Source organism: Phormidesmis sp. 146-20 (assembly GCF_052939475.1).
Window position 1 is genome coordinate 265,391 of record NZ_JBJPHT010000003.1, and the last position, 16,238, is coordinate 281,628.

Genomic DNA, 16,238 nt, shown 5'->3' on the forward strand with positions numbered 1-16,238 from the left:
TAATCGTCAAGAAAGGATCGAAAGCGGAGCTAATCAAAAAGCTTATGGAGTTGATGATCCCCAGGTCTGCTTACCTGCATATTCCTTTTTGTCGGCGGCGGTGTTTCTACTGCGATTTTCCAATCTCGGTAGTTGGAGATACGCTAAATGGCAACAATTCAGGCACGATCGCTCACTATGTTAACGTTTTGTGTCAAGAGATTCGGCTGACTTCTGGCTTTGGGCAATCCTTAAACACTGTTTTCTTTGGCGGCGGCACTCCTTCACTGCTGTCTGTGAGCCAGTTGAGCCAGATTCTTGAGACGCTTGATGAGCAGTTTGGGCTGGCCACCGACGCTGAAATTTCAATGGAAGTTGATCCGGGTACGTTTGATTTTGAGCAAATTGTGGGCTATCGATCGTCCGGCGTAAATCGAGTCAGTTTGGGTGTGCAGGCCTTTCAGTCAGAACTTTTGAGCGTTTGTGGGCGCACCCATTCTGTTGAGGATGTCTATGCTGCGATCGATCGCATTCATCAAGCAAACATTGAGAATTTCAGCCTTGATTTAATTTCAGGATTGCCGCATCAAACGATGGCTCAATGGCAAAATTCTCTAGAGAAAGCGATCGCTCTCAGTCCCAACCATCTCTCAGTCTATGATTTGACGATCGAACCAATCACTCCTTTTGGCAAGCATTATCATCCCGGTGCCACGCCGTTACCCACGGATGAAACAGCCGCTGAAATGTATCGGGTCGCTCAACACATTCTCACCGCTCATGGCTACGAGCATTATGAAATTTCTAACTATGCTCAAGCGGGCTATCAGTGTCAACACAATCGAGTTTATTGGGAGAATCGATCGTTTTATGGCTTTGGAATGGGGGCAACAAGTTATTTGCAGGGCGATCGAGTTTCTCGTCCCCGTAAGACTCGTGAATATTTTGAATGGGTGAGTAAAAAAGGTGAGCGCGATCGTTTAGCTCCAATTGTGCCAAGCTCTTTAGAGGTTTTACTAGATACGTTGATGGTTGGTCTACGCCTGGCTGAGGGCTTGAGTATTACAAGTTTGATTCAACAGTTTGGTGAGTCTCAATTCAACAAAATTTGGACTTGTTTACAGCCTTATCAAAAGATGGGATGGGTAGAGATATTAGGAAGTCAAAATCAGCCTGTAGTAGCTAATCATCAAGAGAGCGATCGAGGACGATTGCGGTTTACTGATCCTGAAGGTTTTTTGTTTTCTAATGTGATGTTGGTAAAGCTGTTTGAAACATTTGGTGAATAGGACTAATGGGTGATTTATAGATAGAAACTTTGAAAGGAATTTATGTACTCACTCAAAGAGAGAATCGTTGGCTAACCTTACTTGAATGTTATTAATTTAGGAATTGTGAACCGTATTCACCCTACGAATTCTTAGGTTTTCAGCAATTAATTGACGCTTATTTGAGAGTTGTTCAACTTTACTTAAATATTCTCTACGAAAAACTATAGCAATCCTAAATCACTCGTGAAATGCAGAATTGATCGTGCCCCCTAAATCCCCCAACTTTGGGGGACTTTGAGCCGAGAGACTTCCTAGATTTCAAGACCCATTCCCCAGTTTCAAAGTCCCCAGAATGGAGGATTTAGGGGGGCGAAGCGGACTGGAACGGAGCGACAAAAATCTGTTTATGACTCATTTAAGGATTGCTATAGAGACAGCTATTCAAAAAGCTGGTGATGCAGACTAATGAGAAGCCAAACTAAATTTTACTAGGAGCGTAGTGCTTTTGAGATAGAGTGGATGGCGCGGTTGTCCAAGTTTTGTGGTGCCGAGACAGTAAAGCGTTGGGTGTGAATCGAGCAATTTTATTACCGTACGATCGCGCCCTCCCAGCATCCCCCAATTTCCCCACGCCAAGACGATCGTTTCCACTCGTTTCGTCAATCTGAGAATAGAGCGATCGTTCTCTTTGCCAATCGGATCGTCTGCTTGCTTGAGTAAGTCAGGCGTTTTTGCCCGATAAGCAAACAGATTCGCGACTTCCAGCCCTCCATAGCCCCAAGACTTCGCAAACCCAATACAGCGTCGAATTGTAGGATCATCGCTCACTTCATCCGCCCGATTGGGATTGAGCATAACAAACCCGACACGAGGCGCATCACTCCACGATCGCTCCAACGAATACCGATAAGTCGTCAGAAGCAATGAAGAAGTCAACGCCTGAGTTTTGAATTCTTGAGCTTTGAATTCTTGAGCGTTGAACTGAACAATTTTTGCTCTCTCTTCATCCCTCATCCCTCATCCCTCATCCCTACCCGATCGGCACTCTCCCCACTCGCACCGCATGAATCGACTCACTCCCCGACTCAGGAAAGCCTCGACGATAAAGAGCTTCTTCAGGTCTGCCCCAGCCAAGCTGCAAAATCACTTCTAAAGCGTCCGATCGCCCTTGATGGCTGAGAGTCGCCCACTCCGATCGCTGCAAAATTCGCTCAATATCATCGTGGATGACAGGTTGATAAAACTTTCCGGTGTTCATGCTCAAGTAGAAATCCATCCCAACCGTGGTTTCTCGCCAAAAATCGACGATTGAGGACTTAGCAGCTTTGAGCGTCTGCAAATCTTCACTCAAGCTGATCAACTGATCGTCAATCTTGGGATAGTGGAAAGCTTTTCCCTCAATCAAAAGATGTTGCCAGACGATGCCAGAGACTTGATGATCTCGTTGATAGCGATGAACCGTCTTGCGAAAGTCGTTGTAAGCCGTAAACTTTTGAATGCCGTCGGCTTTAACAAAGCGATCAATTAAAGGATTCATGCCCGAAGGGGTGACAGCCAAATTTAAGCGCTGCCCATTGATACAGGCTCGTCGCTCTTCTGCCAGGATTTTGATTAACTCCTCGGTGCTGTAGACTTTTGACATCTCAAAATCCTCTAGCTGGAGTGGTCACGAATTCATCAAACGTTTCTACGTGAATCGTAGCTTGCGATCGCGGATCAGTCTGTATTCATCGCGGTCTTTTTAACAATTCATAGACGCACCATCAACAGGTCACAAGCGCGGACGAATGCCATAGTGACGGTACTGCAAATATTCATTGAGAATGCGATCGTGATCAAAACAAAGATTGGTAGGAATTTCCCAAATCTCGGTAATTTTAGAATTTTTGGCATCATCGCCTGCTTTAGGTTCACCCGTCGCCGTCGCAAGGTAAACTACACTCAACGTATGCTGACGGGCATCTCGACTCGGATCAGAATAAACGTGAAACTGTTCGACGAGGGTAATCTCCAGTCCGACTTCTTCTAGCGCTTCTCGACGAGCGGCCGTTTCTGCGGATTCGCCATAGTCAATAAATCCTCCCGGAAGTGACCAACCGTAGGGGATGTTGAGACGTTCGATCAAAACGATCGGGCGATGGGGGCGATCGACCATCTCAATAATCATGTCAACCGCCGGGGAAGGATTGCGATAAGCCACAGCATCTTGCTCCACAAAAACCTAAGCAACGACTACAGTAGCGCGGGCTTTGAATAAATGTCACTGACTTAAGGACAGTAGGTAATTCTTGAAGTTTTCAGAACTTTGGAGACTGATGTCTACCAACGTCTACTAAGGATCGCGAATTAAATAAGGTCGTTTATTGCCAAGCGACTTCGCCCCCTAAATCCCCCATTCTGGGGGACTTTGAGAAAGCAGAAATTCTAGAATTTAAGGCAGTTTCGCGGTTCAAAGTCCCCCAAATTTGGGGGATTTAGGGGGCAGAAGCCGAATCAAACGAAGCGAAACCGCGAGAATTACAGGTTGTTTAATTCACGATCCTAAATATGTCTAAATCTCGACCAATGAAAAGGCTGCAACAACGGGTCTGATTTTTGATTGAGAACGGATTCTGCAATCAGCGCCCCCGTAATTGGAGCCAATAAAATTCCGTTGCGGTAGTGTCCAGTCGCCAGGGTTAAATTTTGAAAGGGACTGTCTCCCAAAATGGGTAACTCGTCCGGTGTCGCAGGTCGAAACCCCCACCAAAATTCTTGAATCGGAAAGTCTTGTAGCTGAGGGTAAAGCCGAATAGCCGCCGAGAGGAGCGTTTGAATCCCTAATGGCGTATTACCAGACATAAAGCCAACATCCTCACTCGTGGCTCCAATCACAATCCGCCCATCCTGACGCGGCACAATGTAGACCTCTGACCCATAGAGAACCGTCTGAAGCGGAAGTCCATCCTTCAAGTCAGGCACCTGTACCGACAGCATTTGTCCCTTTTTGGGCGAAACCGGAATCGACAGCAAATCTTGTGACCAGGCCCCAGTCGCCAGAATGTAGTGCTTGGCTTGCCAGTCGCCTTGGGAGGTTTGAAGATGAGTCACTCGATCGCCTTCACAAACCAGCTTCTCCACCGTTACGCCCGTCCTGATCTCCACCCCCAATTCTTGAACTGCCACCCACAGCGCATTAGCCAGCGATCGGTTATCCACCTGCCCATCTTCAGGAAACCACCAACCGCCTACCACTTCTGCACTCAGACCCGATTGATGTTGGTGAATTTCGCCATCAAGCCAATAGAGAGAAGAACGCTGCGGTTTATAAACGGGTGCCAAAATTCCGCAGGGCCAGTAACCAGAATTCGCACCTGATACAGCTTCTAGCTTTTGAGTCCAGTCAGGGTAGAGCGATCGACTTCTCAAACACAAATCCAACATTGGGCCAGGAGGAAGGGCTTCGGCTTGAGGGGCAAGCATTCCAGCGGCGGCTTGAGTAGCAGCCTGGGCAACATCTCGACAAAGTATCGTTACGGATGCGCCTTTTTGTCTGAGTTCGAGCGCGATCGCCAGACTGACAATGCCACCGCCCACCACCCCAACGTCACAAATCTTCATGCGTCGCTACCAGCCAGCCGGAATTGCGGGAGACGTTTGGGAAGTGGTTCCCGTAGCGTTGGGATCGGTGCTATTGGGATTGTTAGCGTCAAAAGGCACCGTGGTTCCCGTAGTCCCCTGATTGGCGTTGTCTGCCTGAGCGCTGGTGGTAGGTTGTTGGGTATTGAGGGGAGCCGTCCCAGTCCCCTGGTTTGACTGCTGGTTAGCCTGAGTATTTGGGCGCTGGGCATTTGCATCAGAGACGGGGGTGCGATCGCGGTTGGTCGTTGCTAGCTGATTGGCTGTGCGCGTGTTAAACGGGAAAACCCCTGCAATGCTCAAGATCCAGGCGGTGGCGATCGCGATTAGCAATCCCCCAACGATTCTGCCAGAAGAGTTCATAGCTCCAAATGCCCTTTAAGTTCGTGGTCTGTTTTCAAGTTACCCAAGTTTTAAGATAAGAACGTGGCACCCAGGGTAGAAGCCATTTTTCGCAAGGCAGAGGGCAAACGGTTGATCAGCCTTGAGGTGTCCAACTTGTCTGATCGCCCTGTCCCCAAAATTCGTCAAACTTTGTTACTTGAATATCATCTAGCACTTGTACTTGACAAGCAAGCCGCCGCGCTCGATCGACTGAGTGAGGAAACACCGAAAGTCTCGCTTTTTCTCGCCATTCCATTGCTGAGACGGTGCCCGAAATTGCAACAGAGCAGGTGCCACAGGTGCCCAATCCATGACAGTTAATGATGGAGGCTGGGCCGTTGTAGAGGTCGATTCCATTGTCTAGCAGGACTTGGCGCAAGTTAGCACCCGTTTCACAGGCGATCGTTTTGCCTTGAGCCGTGATCTTGGGCATGGAGAATGCATCCTTTGTGAAGGGGCGATCGAGCAGTTAGTTTTGAATTCTGATTTAACGCAAATTGGATGAAGTTCTTTGGCTTTGATGTCAGGCTTCTATCCCAATTCTGGAGACTTCAAGACAAGATAGCCGCCCTAATTTATACGTTGCTTGAGGAAACCACCTCTATTGTCGTTCATTTTCACCTGAGAAAGGGTATCCCTTTTGGAGAATAGAAGTTCAGAATAATTTGGAGTGAACTTTTAACCCTCAGCCCTTCAAAGTCCTAACTTTTCTAAAACAGGACGAGTTGAAACGATATGTCGATCGAGTCCCAATTCCTCCGGACTCACGCCCAAGGCCAGCGCCACCAGTTGAGACAAATGCAGCACAGGTAAGCCGAGTTTTTGACCGATCACTTTTTCGACTTCGGGCTGACGAGAATCGAGATTCAAATGACAGAGCGGGCACGGCGTAACCATACAATCAGCCCCTTTGGCGATCGCTTCTTGAATGTGTGTTCCCGCCATTTTGAAGGACTGTTCAGGTGCATAGCTCGACAGCGGCCATCCACAGCACTGAGTCCGCCCCCGGTAAAGAATCGGAGTTGCGCCCAGCGATCGAAAAACATTCTCCATTGACTGCGGGTTAAACGGGTCGTCAAACGGAATATGATCCTGTCCGCGCAGCAGATAACAGCCATAAAAGGCAGCACAGTTGAGATGAGAAAGTTTGCGAGTGACTTTTTGAGCGATCGCCTCCAGCCCATAGTCGCCTACCAACGCCCACAGCAAATGTTTCACGTCGGTTGAGCCTTGATACGGAGAGCAGCCTTCTTTTTTGAGAAAGCCATTCACCTGCTCTACATAATCAGGATTCTCGGTTTGGGCAGATTTTAGCCGATCATCGACGTGCCCGATCACCCCTTGACAAGTGCTGCAATGCGTCAATAACGGCAACTTTAACTGTTCGGCTAACGCAATATTTCGAGCATTCACCGTATCTTCGAGTAGCTGAGAATCTTCCTTGAATGTGCCAGAACCGCAGCAGGAAGCCTTTTTGAGTTCGACCAATTCGATACCGAGCGATCGCGACAGCGCCTTAGTGGATTGATCTAATTCTCGGCAGGCTCCCTGAGCCACACAGCCAGGAAAGTAGGCGTATCTAAGAGTTTGAGAAGGCATGGAGAAGATTCACGTCAACAACGTCTGATTCCAAGTCTCTAAGTTAGCGCGACAAAGGCGGCAAAGACGGAAGAGGTTAGGCCGGAGACATTAAACCAGAAACGTTGAACTGGCGTGAATTTGAGGGATGAAAGCTATTCGCTCCAATGTTCAGTGCTTCTGCCCCCCAACCTGCCAATTCAGGGAGACTTTCAGACAAGATATTTGGCTCAAAGCTCAAAGTCCAGCGGCTAAAGTCTAAAGTCCAGAGTCCAGATCTAACGATCGCGCTTTCCGATAAGATGAAAAAATGCTCGAAATCATGGTGTCCTTTATAAGGCATTATGAGGGGGTTAAATCCACTTGATTAGCGATTGGTTGCGGCGGCAGCCAGTGAGGAAGATATATGAGCGAGACTGAAATTTTCGAGAAAGTGCAGAAAATCGTGGCAGATCAACTCGGTGTCGAAACCAGCGCCGTTGTTCCTCAAGCCAGCTTTGCCAATGACCTAGGTGCAGACTCTCTAGACACAGTTGAATTGGTCATGGCCCTCGAAGAGGAATTCGACATCGAAATCCCCGATGAAGCCGCAGAAGAAATTGCTACCGTTCAATCGGCTGTGAATTACATCAACAGCAAGGTCACCGCATCAGCGTAGTGGGGGAGATGAGGGATGAAGGATGAAGGATGAGCCAACCCCAGATTCTAACTGTTTAAGCTGGTTGACTGGCAATCATTAGCCGTTGAACTGACTCGTTGAACTCACTGTATTCATCCCTCATCCCTCATCCTTCATCCCTTTCATTCATCACGGACATCATGACAAATCTAGTAAGTAAGCGCGTTGTTGTTACGGGTCTGGGGGCAATTACCCCGATCGGCAATACTCTGGCTGAATATTGGGACGGGCTGCTGAGTGGACGCAACGGCATCGCGCCGATTACCCTGTTTGATGCGGCTCGTCACGCTTGTCGCTTTGCAGGCGAAGTCAAAGGATTTGACCCCCACGACTATATGGATCGCAAAGAAGCCAAGCGCATGGATCGGTTTGCTCAATTTGCGGTGTCAGCCAGCAAGCAAGCGCTCAAAGATGCCAACTTTACAATCAATGATCTCAATGCCGAACAGGTTGGCGTAATCATTGGCACAGGAATCGGCGGACTCAAGGTGCTAGAAGACCAGCAGGAAGTTAATCTGACTCGCGGGCCCGATCGCTGTAGTCCGTTTATGATTCCAATGATGATCGCGAATATGGCGGCGGGGTTGACAGCGATTCATACAGGTGCAAAGGGGCCCAATTCCTGTCCGGTGACGGCCTGTGCGGCGGGGTCAAACGCGATCGGCGATGCCTTTCGATTTGTGCAGCGGGGGTACGCTCAGGCGATGATTTGTGGGGGCACTGAGGCGGCTGTAACGACTCTCTCCGTAGCAGGGTTTGCAGCCTGTAAAGCGCTCTCCTTTCGCAACGACGATCCAGCCCATGCCAGCCGTCCGTTTGATAAAACTCGCGATGGGTTCGTTTTAGGTGAAGGCTGCGGCGTTCTGATTCTCGAAGAGTTGGAACATGCCCTGAGTCGAGGCGCAAAGATCTACGCAGAAATTGTTGGCTATGGCACAACCTGCGATGCCTACCACATGACTTCCCCGGTTCCGGGTGGAGAAGGGGCCGCGAGGGCGATTCAGTTAGCGCTAAAAGATGGAAACTTGACCCCCGATCGCGTCAGCTACATCAATGCCCACGGCACCAGCACCCCCGCCAACGACTCAACCGAAACCGCCGCGATGAAGCGGGCCCTGGGTGACCACGCCTACAAGGTAGCGGTTAGTTCTACCAAGTCGATGACAGGTCACTTGCTGGGCGGATCAGGCGGAATCGAAGGAGTGGCAGCGGTGATGGCGATCGCAAATGACAACGTGCCGCCCACCATCAATTTAGAAACTCCTGACCCTGAGTGTGATCTTGATTACGTCGCTAACAAAAGTCGTGAAATGGTGGTCGATGTGGCGCTGTCCAACTCGTTTGGATTTGGTGGACATAACGTGACATTAGCGTTCAAAAAATACGTTCCCTAATCTTGTGTTATCTACCTTTGTCTGAAATCATTAAGAGGTTGGCAAATTTGCTGGCCTCTTATAAGTTTTACTGATAGGTATGATTGCCTAATTCCTATCATAATAAGGACAGGTCGCCATAGGTTTTGTTGTAGCCTCGTACCCTAAAACTTAACCCCAAAACTTGAAACCTCAAGACTTGAGACATTGGACGCTAGACAATAGACTCAAGGGTAGTTCAAGCTAGAAGTCGCGAAATCCTTTGATTTAAGTCAAGTCTAGCGTTCACAGTCTAAACGTTCAGCCTCGCTCAAACCGTCATTTATTACACAAAGATCATGGTCGTTGCAGCCCAATCCCTCGAAGAACTTTGCATTAATTCGATTCGCTTTTTGGCGATCGATGGCGTTGAAAAAGCCAAATCAGGACACCCCGGACTGCCAATGGGTGCCGCTCCGATGTCCTTCGTGCTGTGGGACAAGTTCATGCGGTTTAATCCTAAGAACCCCTACTGGTACAACCGCGATCGCTTTGTGCTGTCTGCGGGTCACGGCTCAATGTTGCAGTACGCCCTGCTTTATTTGACGGGTTACGATAGTGTGACGATCGACGATATCAAACAGTTTCGGCAGTGGGGATCAAAAACACCCGGACACCCTGAGAATTTTGAAACGCCTGGGGTAGAAGTCACGACCGGGCCGCTGGGTCAAGGGATTTGTAACGGGGTTGGGTTGGCGATGGCCGAAGCGCACATGGCTGCCACCTTCAACAAGCCTGATGCGACGATCGTCGATCACTACACCTACGTGATTTTGGGCGACGGCTGCAACATGGAAGGCGTTTCGGGTGAGGCTTGCTCGCTGGCAGGTCACTTGGGATTGGGCAAACTGATTGCTCTGTACGACGACAACCACATTTCTATTGATGGCGACACAGAAGTTTCGTTTACCGAAGATGTGGGCAAGCGGTTTGAAGCGTATGGCTGGCATGTGCAGGCAGTTCCCGATGGCGACACCGATCTGGATGCCATTAAAGCGGCGATCGAGGCGGCCAAAGCCGTCACCGACAAGCCTTCTTTGATTAAAGTGCGGACGACGATCGGCTACGGGTCACCCAACAAGCAAAATACGGCAGGTGTCCACGGGGCAGCGCTGGGCGGCGATGAAGTAACCGCAACGCGGACGAATTTGGGCTGGGAGTATGAGCCTTTTGTCGTTCCTGAAGATGCCCTAAATCACTGGCGCAAAGCGGTCGATCGTGGTGCCCAATATGAGTCCGACTGGAACGAAACGCTCGCTGCTTACAAATCCAAGTATCCCGAAGAGGCTGCTCGATTTGAGCGGCAACTGAGCGGCAAACTTCCTGAAGGCTGGGAGAAATCTTTGCCCACTTACACCCCTCAAGACAAAGCCCTTGCGACTCGCCAAACTTCTGAGAAGACACTGAATGCGCTCGGACAAGCCATTCCTGAATTGATTGGTGGCTCCGCCGACTTGACGCACTCTAACCTGACCCTGCTCAAAGGCTTTGCCGACTTCCAGAAAGGCTCTTATGAAGGGCGCAACCTGCGATTTGGAGTCCGTGAACATGGCATGGGCGCAATTTGTAACGGGATTGCTTTGTCTGGTTCGGGGCTAATTCCTTACTGTGCAACTTTCCTGGTGTTTGCGGACTATATGCGGGCGGCGATTCGCTTGTCGGCGTTGTCTCAGGCGGGCGTGATTTATGTCATGACTCACGATTCAGTCGCGCTGGGTGAAGATGGCCCGACGCACCAACCTGTCGAGACAATTCCGGCGCTGCGGGCGATTCCTAATCTGTTGGTCTTCCGTCCTGCCGATGGCACCGAAACGTCTGGGGCTTACAAGATTGCGATCGAGCGTCGTAATCAGCCTTCTCTGTTGGCGATGACCCGTCAGGCACTTCCTCAACTCGAAGGAAGCTCGATTGAAGGCGTGGCTCGTGGAGCTTACATTCTCTCTGGCAGTGACGATCTCCCTGACATCATTTTGATTGGCACCGGGAGCGAAGTCAGTCTGTGTGTGCAGGCGGCTGAGAAGTTGCGGGCTGACGGTCACAAAGTTCGGGTGGTCTCGATGCCCTGTTGGGAACTGTTTGAGGAGCAAGACGAGCATTACCAAAATGCAATTTTGCCCAAGGCGGATCAAAAACGTCTAGTGGTAGAAGCGGGTTCTAGCTTTGGTTGGCACAAATACATCGGCAGTGAAGGCGCGATGATCAGCATTGAACGCTTTGGCGTATCGGCCCCTGGCGGTGTGGCGATGGAGAAGTTTGGCTACACGATCGATAATGTCGTTGCCGAAGCCAAAAAGATTCTTGGCTAATGGATTTGATCTTTGAGTAATTGAACTGGCTCCCTTCGGGGAGCTTTTTTAACGTGAATTCGATGAAATCTTTCGCGATGGTGATTCATCTGGGCAGCCCCCTAAATCCCCCAATTCTGGGGAACTTTGAACCTTGGGTTTCCCGCCGCTTTGGGGCAATTCATCCCCTGATTCAGCAACGCCGAATTTTGAAGCTACAGAGGCCGATCAACTTCTGGCTTCAATCTGTCTCACAACGGTTAGCGCCGAATAACTGACTCCCGCTGTACCTTCTCCGGGATGGGTAGAGTCACCTACTAGCCAAAGCTGTTTGACTGGAGTGCGATTAGCAAATCCAAACGGGCCAAAAGTCGGGACGCGCTGACCGATCCCACCGACGACCCCTTGATCGCGTCCTGTGTAGTGCTGGAACGTCCGAGGAGTGGCGGCTTCCTGGTAAACAATCGTGCCCTTTAGATCAAAGAACTGACTGAGCCGATCGATCGCTTCCTCCGTATATTTCTGCTTCATCTCAGAATAGTCTTCACACTGCCACCAGGCGGCTGGGTCGGTGAAGGAAGACGCAATAATCGTCGCTTTGCCATCAGGGGCGCGCCCGTCTCCCGGATGACTAACCGAGACAAAAAGGGAATTGTTTTCGCCGACCCCTTGCGGGTAACTCGAAGAGATCGCTCCTTCGTAGTCATACAGAAATTGCAGATGCGGCGGACAGTTTTTGGGAATCGCAGCCTGATCGACTCCCAGATAAATCACAAACGCACCCGATGAAGGTGGCAGTTTCTCAACTCGACGCTGATAACCTTTGGGGGCATCGTCCAATAGCTCCATCAGATTCTGAACGGTGACGTTGGCGACGACTTGATCGGCTTGCTCCGTCCAGATCTCACCCGTTTTCTGATTGCGAATCGTCACGCCCGTTGTCTTGCCAAATTTGGTATGAATTTTCTCAACTGTGTGACGCATCAGAAGCTTTCCACTATCGCGCTCTAGAGCGGAGAGGAGGCGATCGCTCAACACCTGCATACTGCCCTGAAGGTGAAACAATCCGTGTGGCTCTTGAGAAACGCCCAGTGCGGTAGCAGCGTAGAGTAAGGCGGTTTCTTCGGCGGTGACTTGAGAATAGAGTTTGAGTTGCAGATCGAGGAAGGTTCTGAGGCGCTGGTTGTCACCTAATCCATATCCCCGCAGTGCATCGCCAACCGTTGAGAAAGCGTGCGGCAGCGTCATCAACGTATCAGGTCGAACGGCTTTCGTTAGTTGCCACAAATCCCAGACGTTGCGGGGTGGCAAAACCGGATCGCGCATCTGAAACGCCCAACTGTAGCGAAACAAATCCGCCAACATTTGCCAAAAGGGTTCGCTTTGAGGAAACTGACGCTGGCGTTCTGCCTGCCATTTTTCAGGATCGCGCCAAACACTAATCGGCTCCGTTTCTCCCGGCAGATACACCGCACAAGCTGGATCACAGGGCGTAGCTTGCGGAAGATCAATTTCTAGCTCAGAGAAAATGCGGTGATGAATGCCCCCCGGCTCTAATCCGGCAACCTGAGTTGCGCCCACATCAAACGTAAAGCCCTGCCGCTTAAAGGTTGAAGCACATCCGCCCGGAACCAACGCCTGATCTAGCACCAATACAGAATACCCGCGATGAGCTAACAAGGCTGCTGCGGTCAATCCCCCGATCCCGGCACCGATAACGACGATTCGATCGTTCGACTGAGAATCACCCCCCTGCTCTCTAACCATTGCGCTTCCTTCATATTTCTTAATACTTCTACTCATATTCTATCGTTCTCATCTTTGTTTCCCTCAAATTTCTAGCGATTTCTACCCCGACGGATACCAATCGCAACTTTAAGAAGATTAAGATGAGTTAAGCGGCCATCAGTGGGCAAATTATGACTTCAATTCTCGTTAAGGCTCCTTCCTCAAAACTTAATGCACCAACAATTCGTCATCTGCCCAGCGGATTGACGATCGTTGCCGAGCAGCTTCCCGTCGATGCCGTCAATCTTAATCTGTGGCTCAATGTAGGTTCCGCAGTCGAGTTTGACGAAATCAACGGCATGGCGCACTTTCTAGAACACATGGTCTTTAAGGGCACTAATCAGCTAAAAAGTGGGGAATTTGAGCAACTGATCGAAGAACGAGGGGCAGTAACCAATGCCGCCACCAGTCAGGACTACACGCACTACTACATCACCACGGCTCCCAAAGATTTTGCAGACCTGGCCCCCTTACAAATGGATGTTGTCCTCAACGCCAGCATCCCGGATGACGGATTTGAGCGAGAAAGATCTGTGGTGTTAGAAGAAATTCGGCGATCGGAAGACAATACTCGCCGCCGCATTTTTCAGCACACAACTGATTTAGCCTTCGATCGACTTCCATATCGTCGTCAAGTGCTCGGCCCTGCTTCTGTGATCGAAACGCTCGCCGCGCAACAAATGCGAGACTTTCACAACCAGTGGTATCAGCCCAAATCGATGACTGCCGTAGCCGTGGGCAATCTCCCAGTCGATCGCCTCATCCAAATCGTCGAAGACAGCTTTAACCAACTCAAACCCATTTCTGCGCCTCACGCCTCACGCCTCACACCTCACTCCCCCGAAACCCTATTCACCGAAGTCATCCGTCGCGAATTTGTCGATCGCACCCTTCAACAAGCGCGTTTGATGATGATTTGGCGCGTTCCTGGGTTGACCAATCTGCACGAGACCTATGAGTTAGATGTGCTATCGAGCATTTTGGGACATGGACGCACTGCCCGATTGGTCAAAGATTTGCGAGAAGAACAAGGGCTGGTGTCGAGTATTTCTGCCAGCAATATGACCTATCGGCACCAAGGAATCTTCTGCATTTCAGCTCAGTTGCCTGTTGAGAATGTCGAAAAAGTAGAAGCCGCGATCGTACAGCACATTCAAACTTTACAGACAGATTCCGTTACCGATTCAGAGCTTTCACGAGTCTGTACTCAGGTGGCCAATCACTTTATTTTTGGGAATGAAACGCCCAGCGATCGCTCTGGATTGTACGGCTATTATCAATCCCAACTCGGTGATTTAGAACCTGCCTTTAACTACACTAATTACATTCAATCGCTCACTATTTCTGACATTCAAACTGCCGCTCAAAAATATTTACCGACCGAGGCTTATGGAGTTGTGGTGGTCAAACCAGCGTAAATCGCTTTATGTGGAAGCAAATTGAGCAAAAGATTTCTGAAGCGATCGCTCAACCATTTGAAATTAGCGATCGTACTTCAGTCAGCGGTGGCTGCATCAATCAAGGCTACAAAGTCACGAATGGATCGCGATCTTTTTTCGTGAAATTAAATCGCGCCAGTCAATTTGCCATGTTTGAAGCAGAGGCACTGGGACTCAGCGAACTGTCAGCAACCAACACAATTTCAGTTCCCAAGCCGATTTGTTATGGCGTTTCATCCGATCATGCTTACATCGTTTTGGAGTGGTTAGAACTCGATCGCGGCAATCGTGAATCTTGGGAAAAAATGGGTTGTGAATTGGCGAGACTGCATCAATTTACAAAGTCCACTGCGTTTGGTTGGGAGCAAAATAATACGATCGGAGCCACGCTCCAACTCAATCCCTGGACATCCAATTGGACAACCTTTTTTACCCAGCATCGAATTGGCTATCAGCTACAGCTTGCCAAACAACGAGGCGGAAAATTTCCTCAAAGCGATCGCTTACTTGATACCATTCCAGAGCTTTTAGCAAATCACCATCCTCAGCTTTCTCTCGTTCACGGAGATTTGTGGTCAGGCAATGCAGCCGTTACGCAGTCTGGAGATCCCGTCATTTTTGACCCAGCAACTTATTGGGGCGATCGTGAAGTTGATATTGCAATGACAGAGTTATTTGGCGGTTTTCCTAGTGAATTTTATCAGGGCTATCACCAGATCTGGCCGTTATCAGACAGCTACAAACAGCGCAAAACTCTCTATAACCTCTACCATGTTCTAAATCATTTCAATTTGTTTGGAGGCGGTTATGAATCTCAAGCAAACCAGATAATGCGATCGCTTTTGTAAGCCAAAACCCCCGTAATCCCACTCCAATAAAGGGCATTGCTAGGCTGATTATTGGCCGAAATTGCCAACTTGTACATGCAGAATAGAAGCAGCGCTCTAGACACCGCAACTCACTTAGCTGGTTTAGACGGATTCCCTTTCTTGGGTGGAATGTCCAACGTGAAGAAGAGCCGTCCATCGGGGGCAACTCGCTCCACGCCTCCTAGCGCTAAAATTTCTTGTTTGGCTCGTTCCTGCGTCTTGCGATCGCCCGCTCTCTGCGCCTGATCAAACACAGTCCCCCAGGATTGAAACCGGATTAGCTTGCTGTCTGGCTCTGTTCTCAAGAAATCTGCCCTTCTTTGAAAATTGGAAGCAATCATCTCATAGCCAGGGGTCGCGGCAGCCCATTTAGCCGCCTGTTCTGATGAATAGATTGCCCCTGGAATGTCTCCCAACAGCAGCAATTGATCCAGGGCCTGATATTGCCATAAAGTATAAGATCTGGGGTGGATCTGAGGAGACAGCACTTCTGTGCCCCGTCGCAGATACTCCACACTTAACTGTGGTTTGCCTAATTGATAAGACAGCGTACCCGATAGAAATAAGTAGATATCGACAAAACGGGGATCTCGTCGAGTGATCAGGTCAAAATACTGGGGACTCAATGAATAGCCAGTCTTATCGCGGGCTTCATCGTCGCCAAAGTATTGCAAAAAGTTGAGAAACGTCCAGTTGGCAATCATATTGTCAAAGCCAAAAGAGGGCGTTTTTTTCAGCAAATCTAACCGCAACGCTTCTTGTCGTTCTGCCTGCTGTGGATCGGTTGTCCAGAGAGAACTGCGATTTAGCTGCGATCGCTGCATCCAGACAATTCCCGCTAAGGCCGCTCCCACGATTCCACAGTGCACCAGCACCGATAACCAGCGTCTTGAAGATTGTTTTGCGCTCACCTGCATAAAGAATTTGCCCTCACCT

16 protein-coding genes are annotated in these 16,238 nt (G+C 49.6%); 6 read left to right on the forward strand and 10 right to left on the reverse strand.

What is annotated here, in order from left to right; all coding sequences use genetic code 11:
- The first annotated feature begins 44 nt into the window (after positions 1-44).
- Positions 45-1,268, forward strand: a complete 1,224-nt coding sequence (hemW, locus tag ACKFKH_RS04690) for a radical SAM family heme chaperone HemW (protein WP_446857080.1) — start codon at positions 45-47, stop codon at positions 1,266-1,268.
- Between the two features lie 444 nt (positions 1,269-1,712).
- On the opposite strand, the gene ACKFKH_RS04695 is transcribed toward hemW, so the two are convergent.
- The 8 genes from ACKFKH_RS04695 to ACKFKH_RS04730 all read right to left on the reverse strand — a co-directional run bounded on the left by ACKFKH_RS04695 (position 1,713) and on the right by ACKFKH_RS04730 (position 7,173).
- Complete coding sequence (locus ACKFKH_RS04695; protein ID WP_446857081.1) at positions 1,713-2,264, reverse strand: DUF1643 domain-containing protein; 552 nt, start codon at positions 2,262-2,264, stop codon at positions 1,713-1,715.
- A 16-nt stretch (positions 2,265-2,280) separates the two neighbouring features.
- The gene (locus tag ACKFKH_RS04700) at positions 2,281-2,892 is read right to left on the reverse strand and encodes a hypothetical protein (protein WP_446857082.1); all 612 of its coding nucleotides are present in this window, start codon (positions 2,890-2,892) and stop codon (positions 2,281-2,283) included.
- A gap of 129 nt (positions 2,893-3,021) precedes the next feature.
- On the reverse strand, positions 3,022-3,465 hold the full coding sequence (locus ACKFKH_RS04705; protein WP_446857083.1) for an NUDIX domain-containing protein: 444 nt from the start codon (positions 3,463-3,465) through the stop codon (positions 3,022-3,024).
- Between the two features lie 326 nt (positions 3,466-3,791).
- Entirely contained in the window at positions 3,792-4,850 is a 1,059-nt protein-coding gene (thiO, locus tag ACKFKH_RS04710; protein WP_446857084.1) for a glycine oxidase ThiO, read from the reverse strand.
- 6 nt (positions 4,851-4,856) lie between these two features.
- Complete coding sequence (locus ACKFKH_RS04715; protein ID WP_446857085.1) at positions 4,857-5,231, reverse strand: hypothetical protein; 375 nt, start codon at positions 5,229-5,231, stop codon at positions 4,857-4,859.
- A gap of 115 nt (positions 5,232-5,346) precedes the next feature.
- On the reverse strand, positions 5,347-5,685 hold the full coding sequence (locus tag ACKFKH_RS04720; RefSeq protein ID WP_446857086.1) for a 2Fe-2S iron-sulfur cluster-binding protein: 339 nt from the start codon (positions 5,683-5,685) through the stop codon (positions 5,347-5,349).
- A gap of 260 nt (positions 5,686-5,945) precedes the next feature.
- On the reverse strand, positions 5,946-6,851 hold the full coding sequence (locus ACKFKH_RS04725; protein WP_446857087.1) for a CoB--CoM heterodisulfide reductase iron-sulfur subunit B family protein: 906 nt from the start codon (positions 6,849-6,851) through the stop codon (positions 5,946-5,948).
- Positions 6,852-6,927: 76 nt separating this feature from the next.
- Positions 6,928-7,173 carry a hypothetical protein gene (locus ACKFKH_RS04730; RefSeq protein WP_446857088.1) on the reverse strand — a complete coding sequence of 82 codons (246 nt, stop codon included), beginning with the start codon at positions 7,171-7,173 and terminating at the stop codon, positions 6,928-6,930.
- 63 nt (positions 7,174-7,236) lie between these two features.
- Here ACKFKH_RS04730 and acpP point away from each other — a divergent pair, with 63 nt between their 5' ends.
- From acpP to tkt, 3 genes are all read left to right on the forward strand, one after another.
- Positions 7,237-7,488 carry an acyl carrier protein gene (acpP, locus tag ACKFKH_RS04735; RefSeq protein ID WP_446857089.1) on the forward strand — a complete coding sequence of 84 codons (252 nt, stop codon included), beginning with the start codon at positions 7,237-7,239 and terminating at the stop codon, positions 7,486-7,488.
- A gap of 161 nt (positions 7,489-7,649) precedes the next feature.
- Positions 7,650-8,903 (forward strand): beta-ketoacyl-ACP synthase II, encoded by a 1,254-nt coding sequence (fabF, locus tag ACKFKH_RS04740; protein ID WP_446857090.1) that lies wholly within the window; start codon positions 7,650-7,652, stop codon positions 8,901-8,903.
- Between the two features lie 317 nt (positions 8,904-9,220).
- Complete coding sequence (gene tkt, locus ACKFKH_RS04745) at positions 9,221-11,227, forward strand: transketolase (RefSeq protein WP_446857091.1); 2,007 nt, start codon at positions 9,221-9,223, stop codon at positions 11,225-11,227.
- Between the two features lie 207 nt (positions 11,228-11,434).
- Here tkt and crtD read toward each other — a convergent pair whose 3' ends face one another.
- On the reverse strand, positions 11,435-13,009 hold the full coding sequence (gene crtD, locus ACKFKH_RS04750; protein ID WP_446857092.1) for a C-3',4' desaturase CrtD: 1,575 nt from the start codon (positions 13,007-13,009) through the stop codon (positions 11,435-11,437).
- Positions 13,010-13,125: 116 nt separating this feature from the next.
- Between crtD and ACKFKH_RS04755 the strand changes: the two genes are divergently transcribed.
- Together ACKFKH_RS04755 and ACKFKH_RS04760 are read left to right on the forward strand one after the other, a co-directional pair.
- Positions 13,126-14,412, forward strand: coding sequence for a M16 family metallopeptidase (locus ACKFKH_RS04755; protein ID WP_446857093.1), 1,287 nt, complete (start codon positions 13,126-13,128; stop codon positions 14,410-14,412).
- Positions 14,413-14,420: 8 nt separating this feature from the next.
- On the forward strand, positions 14,421-15,281 hold the full coding sequence (locus ACKFKH_RS04760) for a fructosamine kinase family protein (RefSeq protein ID WP_446857094.1): 861 nt from the start codon (positions 14,421-14,423) through the stop codon (positions 15,279-15,281).
- Between the two features lie 110 nt (positions 15,282-15,391).
- Here the strand turns inward: ACKFKH_RS04760 and ACKFKH_RS04765 are convergent, their stop codons facing one another.
- On the reverse strand, positions 15,392-16,219 hold the full coding sequence (locus ACKFKH_RS04765) for a hypothetical protein (RefSeq protein WP_446857095.1): 828 nt from the start codon (positions 16,217-16,219) through the stop codon (positions 15,392-15,394).
- Positions 16,220-16,238: the final 19 nt, after the last annotated feature.

What these genes read in the sequence shown, in the direction of transcription:
- ACKFKH_RS04695 (WP_446857081.1), bottom strand. Translation starts at nt 2,264, where the DNA reads ATGAGGGATGAAGAGAGAGCAAAAATTGTTCAGTTCAACGCTCAAGAA.
- ACKFKH_RS04720 (WP_446857086.1), bottom strand. Translation starts at nt 5,685, where the DNA reads ATGCCCAAGATCACGGCTCAAGGCAAAACGATCGCCTGTGAAACGGGT.
- acpP (WP_446857089.1), top strand. Translation starts at nt 7,237, where the DNA reads ATGAGCGAGACTGAAATTTTCGAGAAAGTGCAGAAAATCGTGGCAGAT.
- ACKFKH_RS04765 (WP_446857095.1), bottom strand. Translation starts at nt 16,219, where the DNA reads ATGCAGGTGAGCGCAAAACAATCTTCAAGACGCTGGTTATCGGTGCTG.
- ACKFKH_RS04760 (WP_446857094.1), top strand. Translation starts at nt 14,421, where the DNA reads ATGTGGAAGCAAATTGAGCAAAAGATTTCTGAAGCGATCGCTCAACCA.
- hemW (WP_446857080.1), top strand. Translation starts at nt 45, where the DNA reads ATGGAGTTGATGATCCCCAGGTCTGCTTACCTGCATATTCCTTTTTGT.
- crtD (WP_446857092.1), bottom strand. Translation starts at nt 13,009, where the DNA reads ATGAGTAGAAGTATTAAGAAATATGAAGGAAGCGCAATGGTTAGAGAG.
- ACKFKH_RS04730 (WP_446857088.1), bottom strand. Translation starts at nt 7,173, where the DNA reads ATGCCTTATAAAGGACACCATGATTTCGAGCATTTTTTCATCTTATCG.
- ACKFKH_RS04700 (WP_446857082.1), bottom strand. Translation starts at nt 2,892, where the DNA reads ATGTCAAAAGTCTACAGCACCGAGGAGTTAATCAAAATCCTGGCAGAA.
- fabF (WP_446857090.1), top strand. Translation starts at nt 7,650, where the DNA reads ATGACAAATCTAGTAAGTAAGCGCGTTGTTGTTACGGGTCTGGGGGCA.
- ACKFKH_RS04725 (WP_446857087.1), bottom strand. Translation starts at nt 6,851, where the DNA reads ATGCCTTCTCAAACTCTTAGATACGCCTACTTTCCTGGCTGTGTGGCT.
- tkt (WP_446857091.1), top strand. Translation starts at nt 9,221, where the DNA reads ATGGTCGTTGCAGCCCAATCCCTCGAAGAACTTTGCATTAATTCGATT.
- ACKFKH_RS04755 (WP_446857093.1), top strand. Translation starts at nt 13,126, where the DNA reads ATGACTTCAATTCTCGTTAAGGCTCCTTCCTCAAAACTTAATGCACCA.
- thiO (WP_446857084.1), bottom strand. Translation starts at nt 4,850, where the DNA reads ATGAAGATTTGTGACGTTGGGGTGGTGGGCGGTGGCATTGTCAGTCTG.
- ACKFKH_RS04715 (WP_446857085.1), bottom strand. Translation starts at nt 5,231, where the DNA reads ATGAACTCTTCTGGCAGAATCGTTGGGGGATTGCTAATCGCGATCGCC.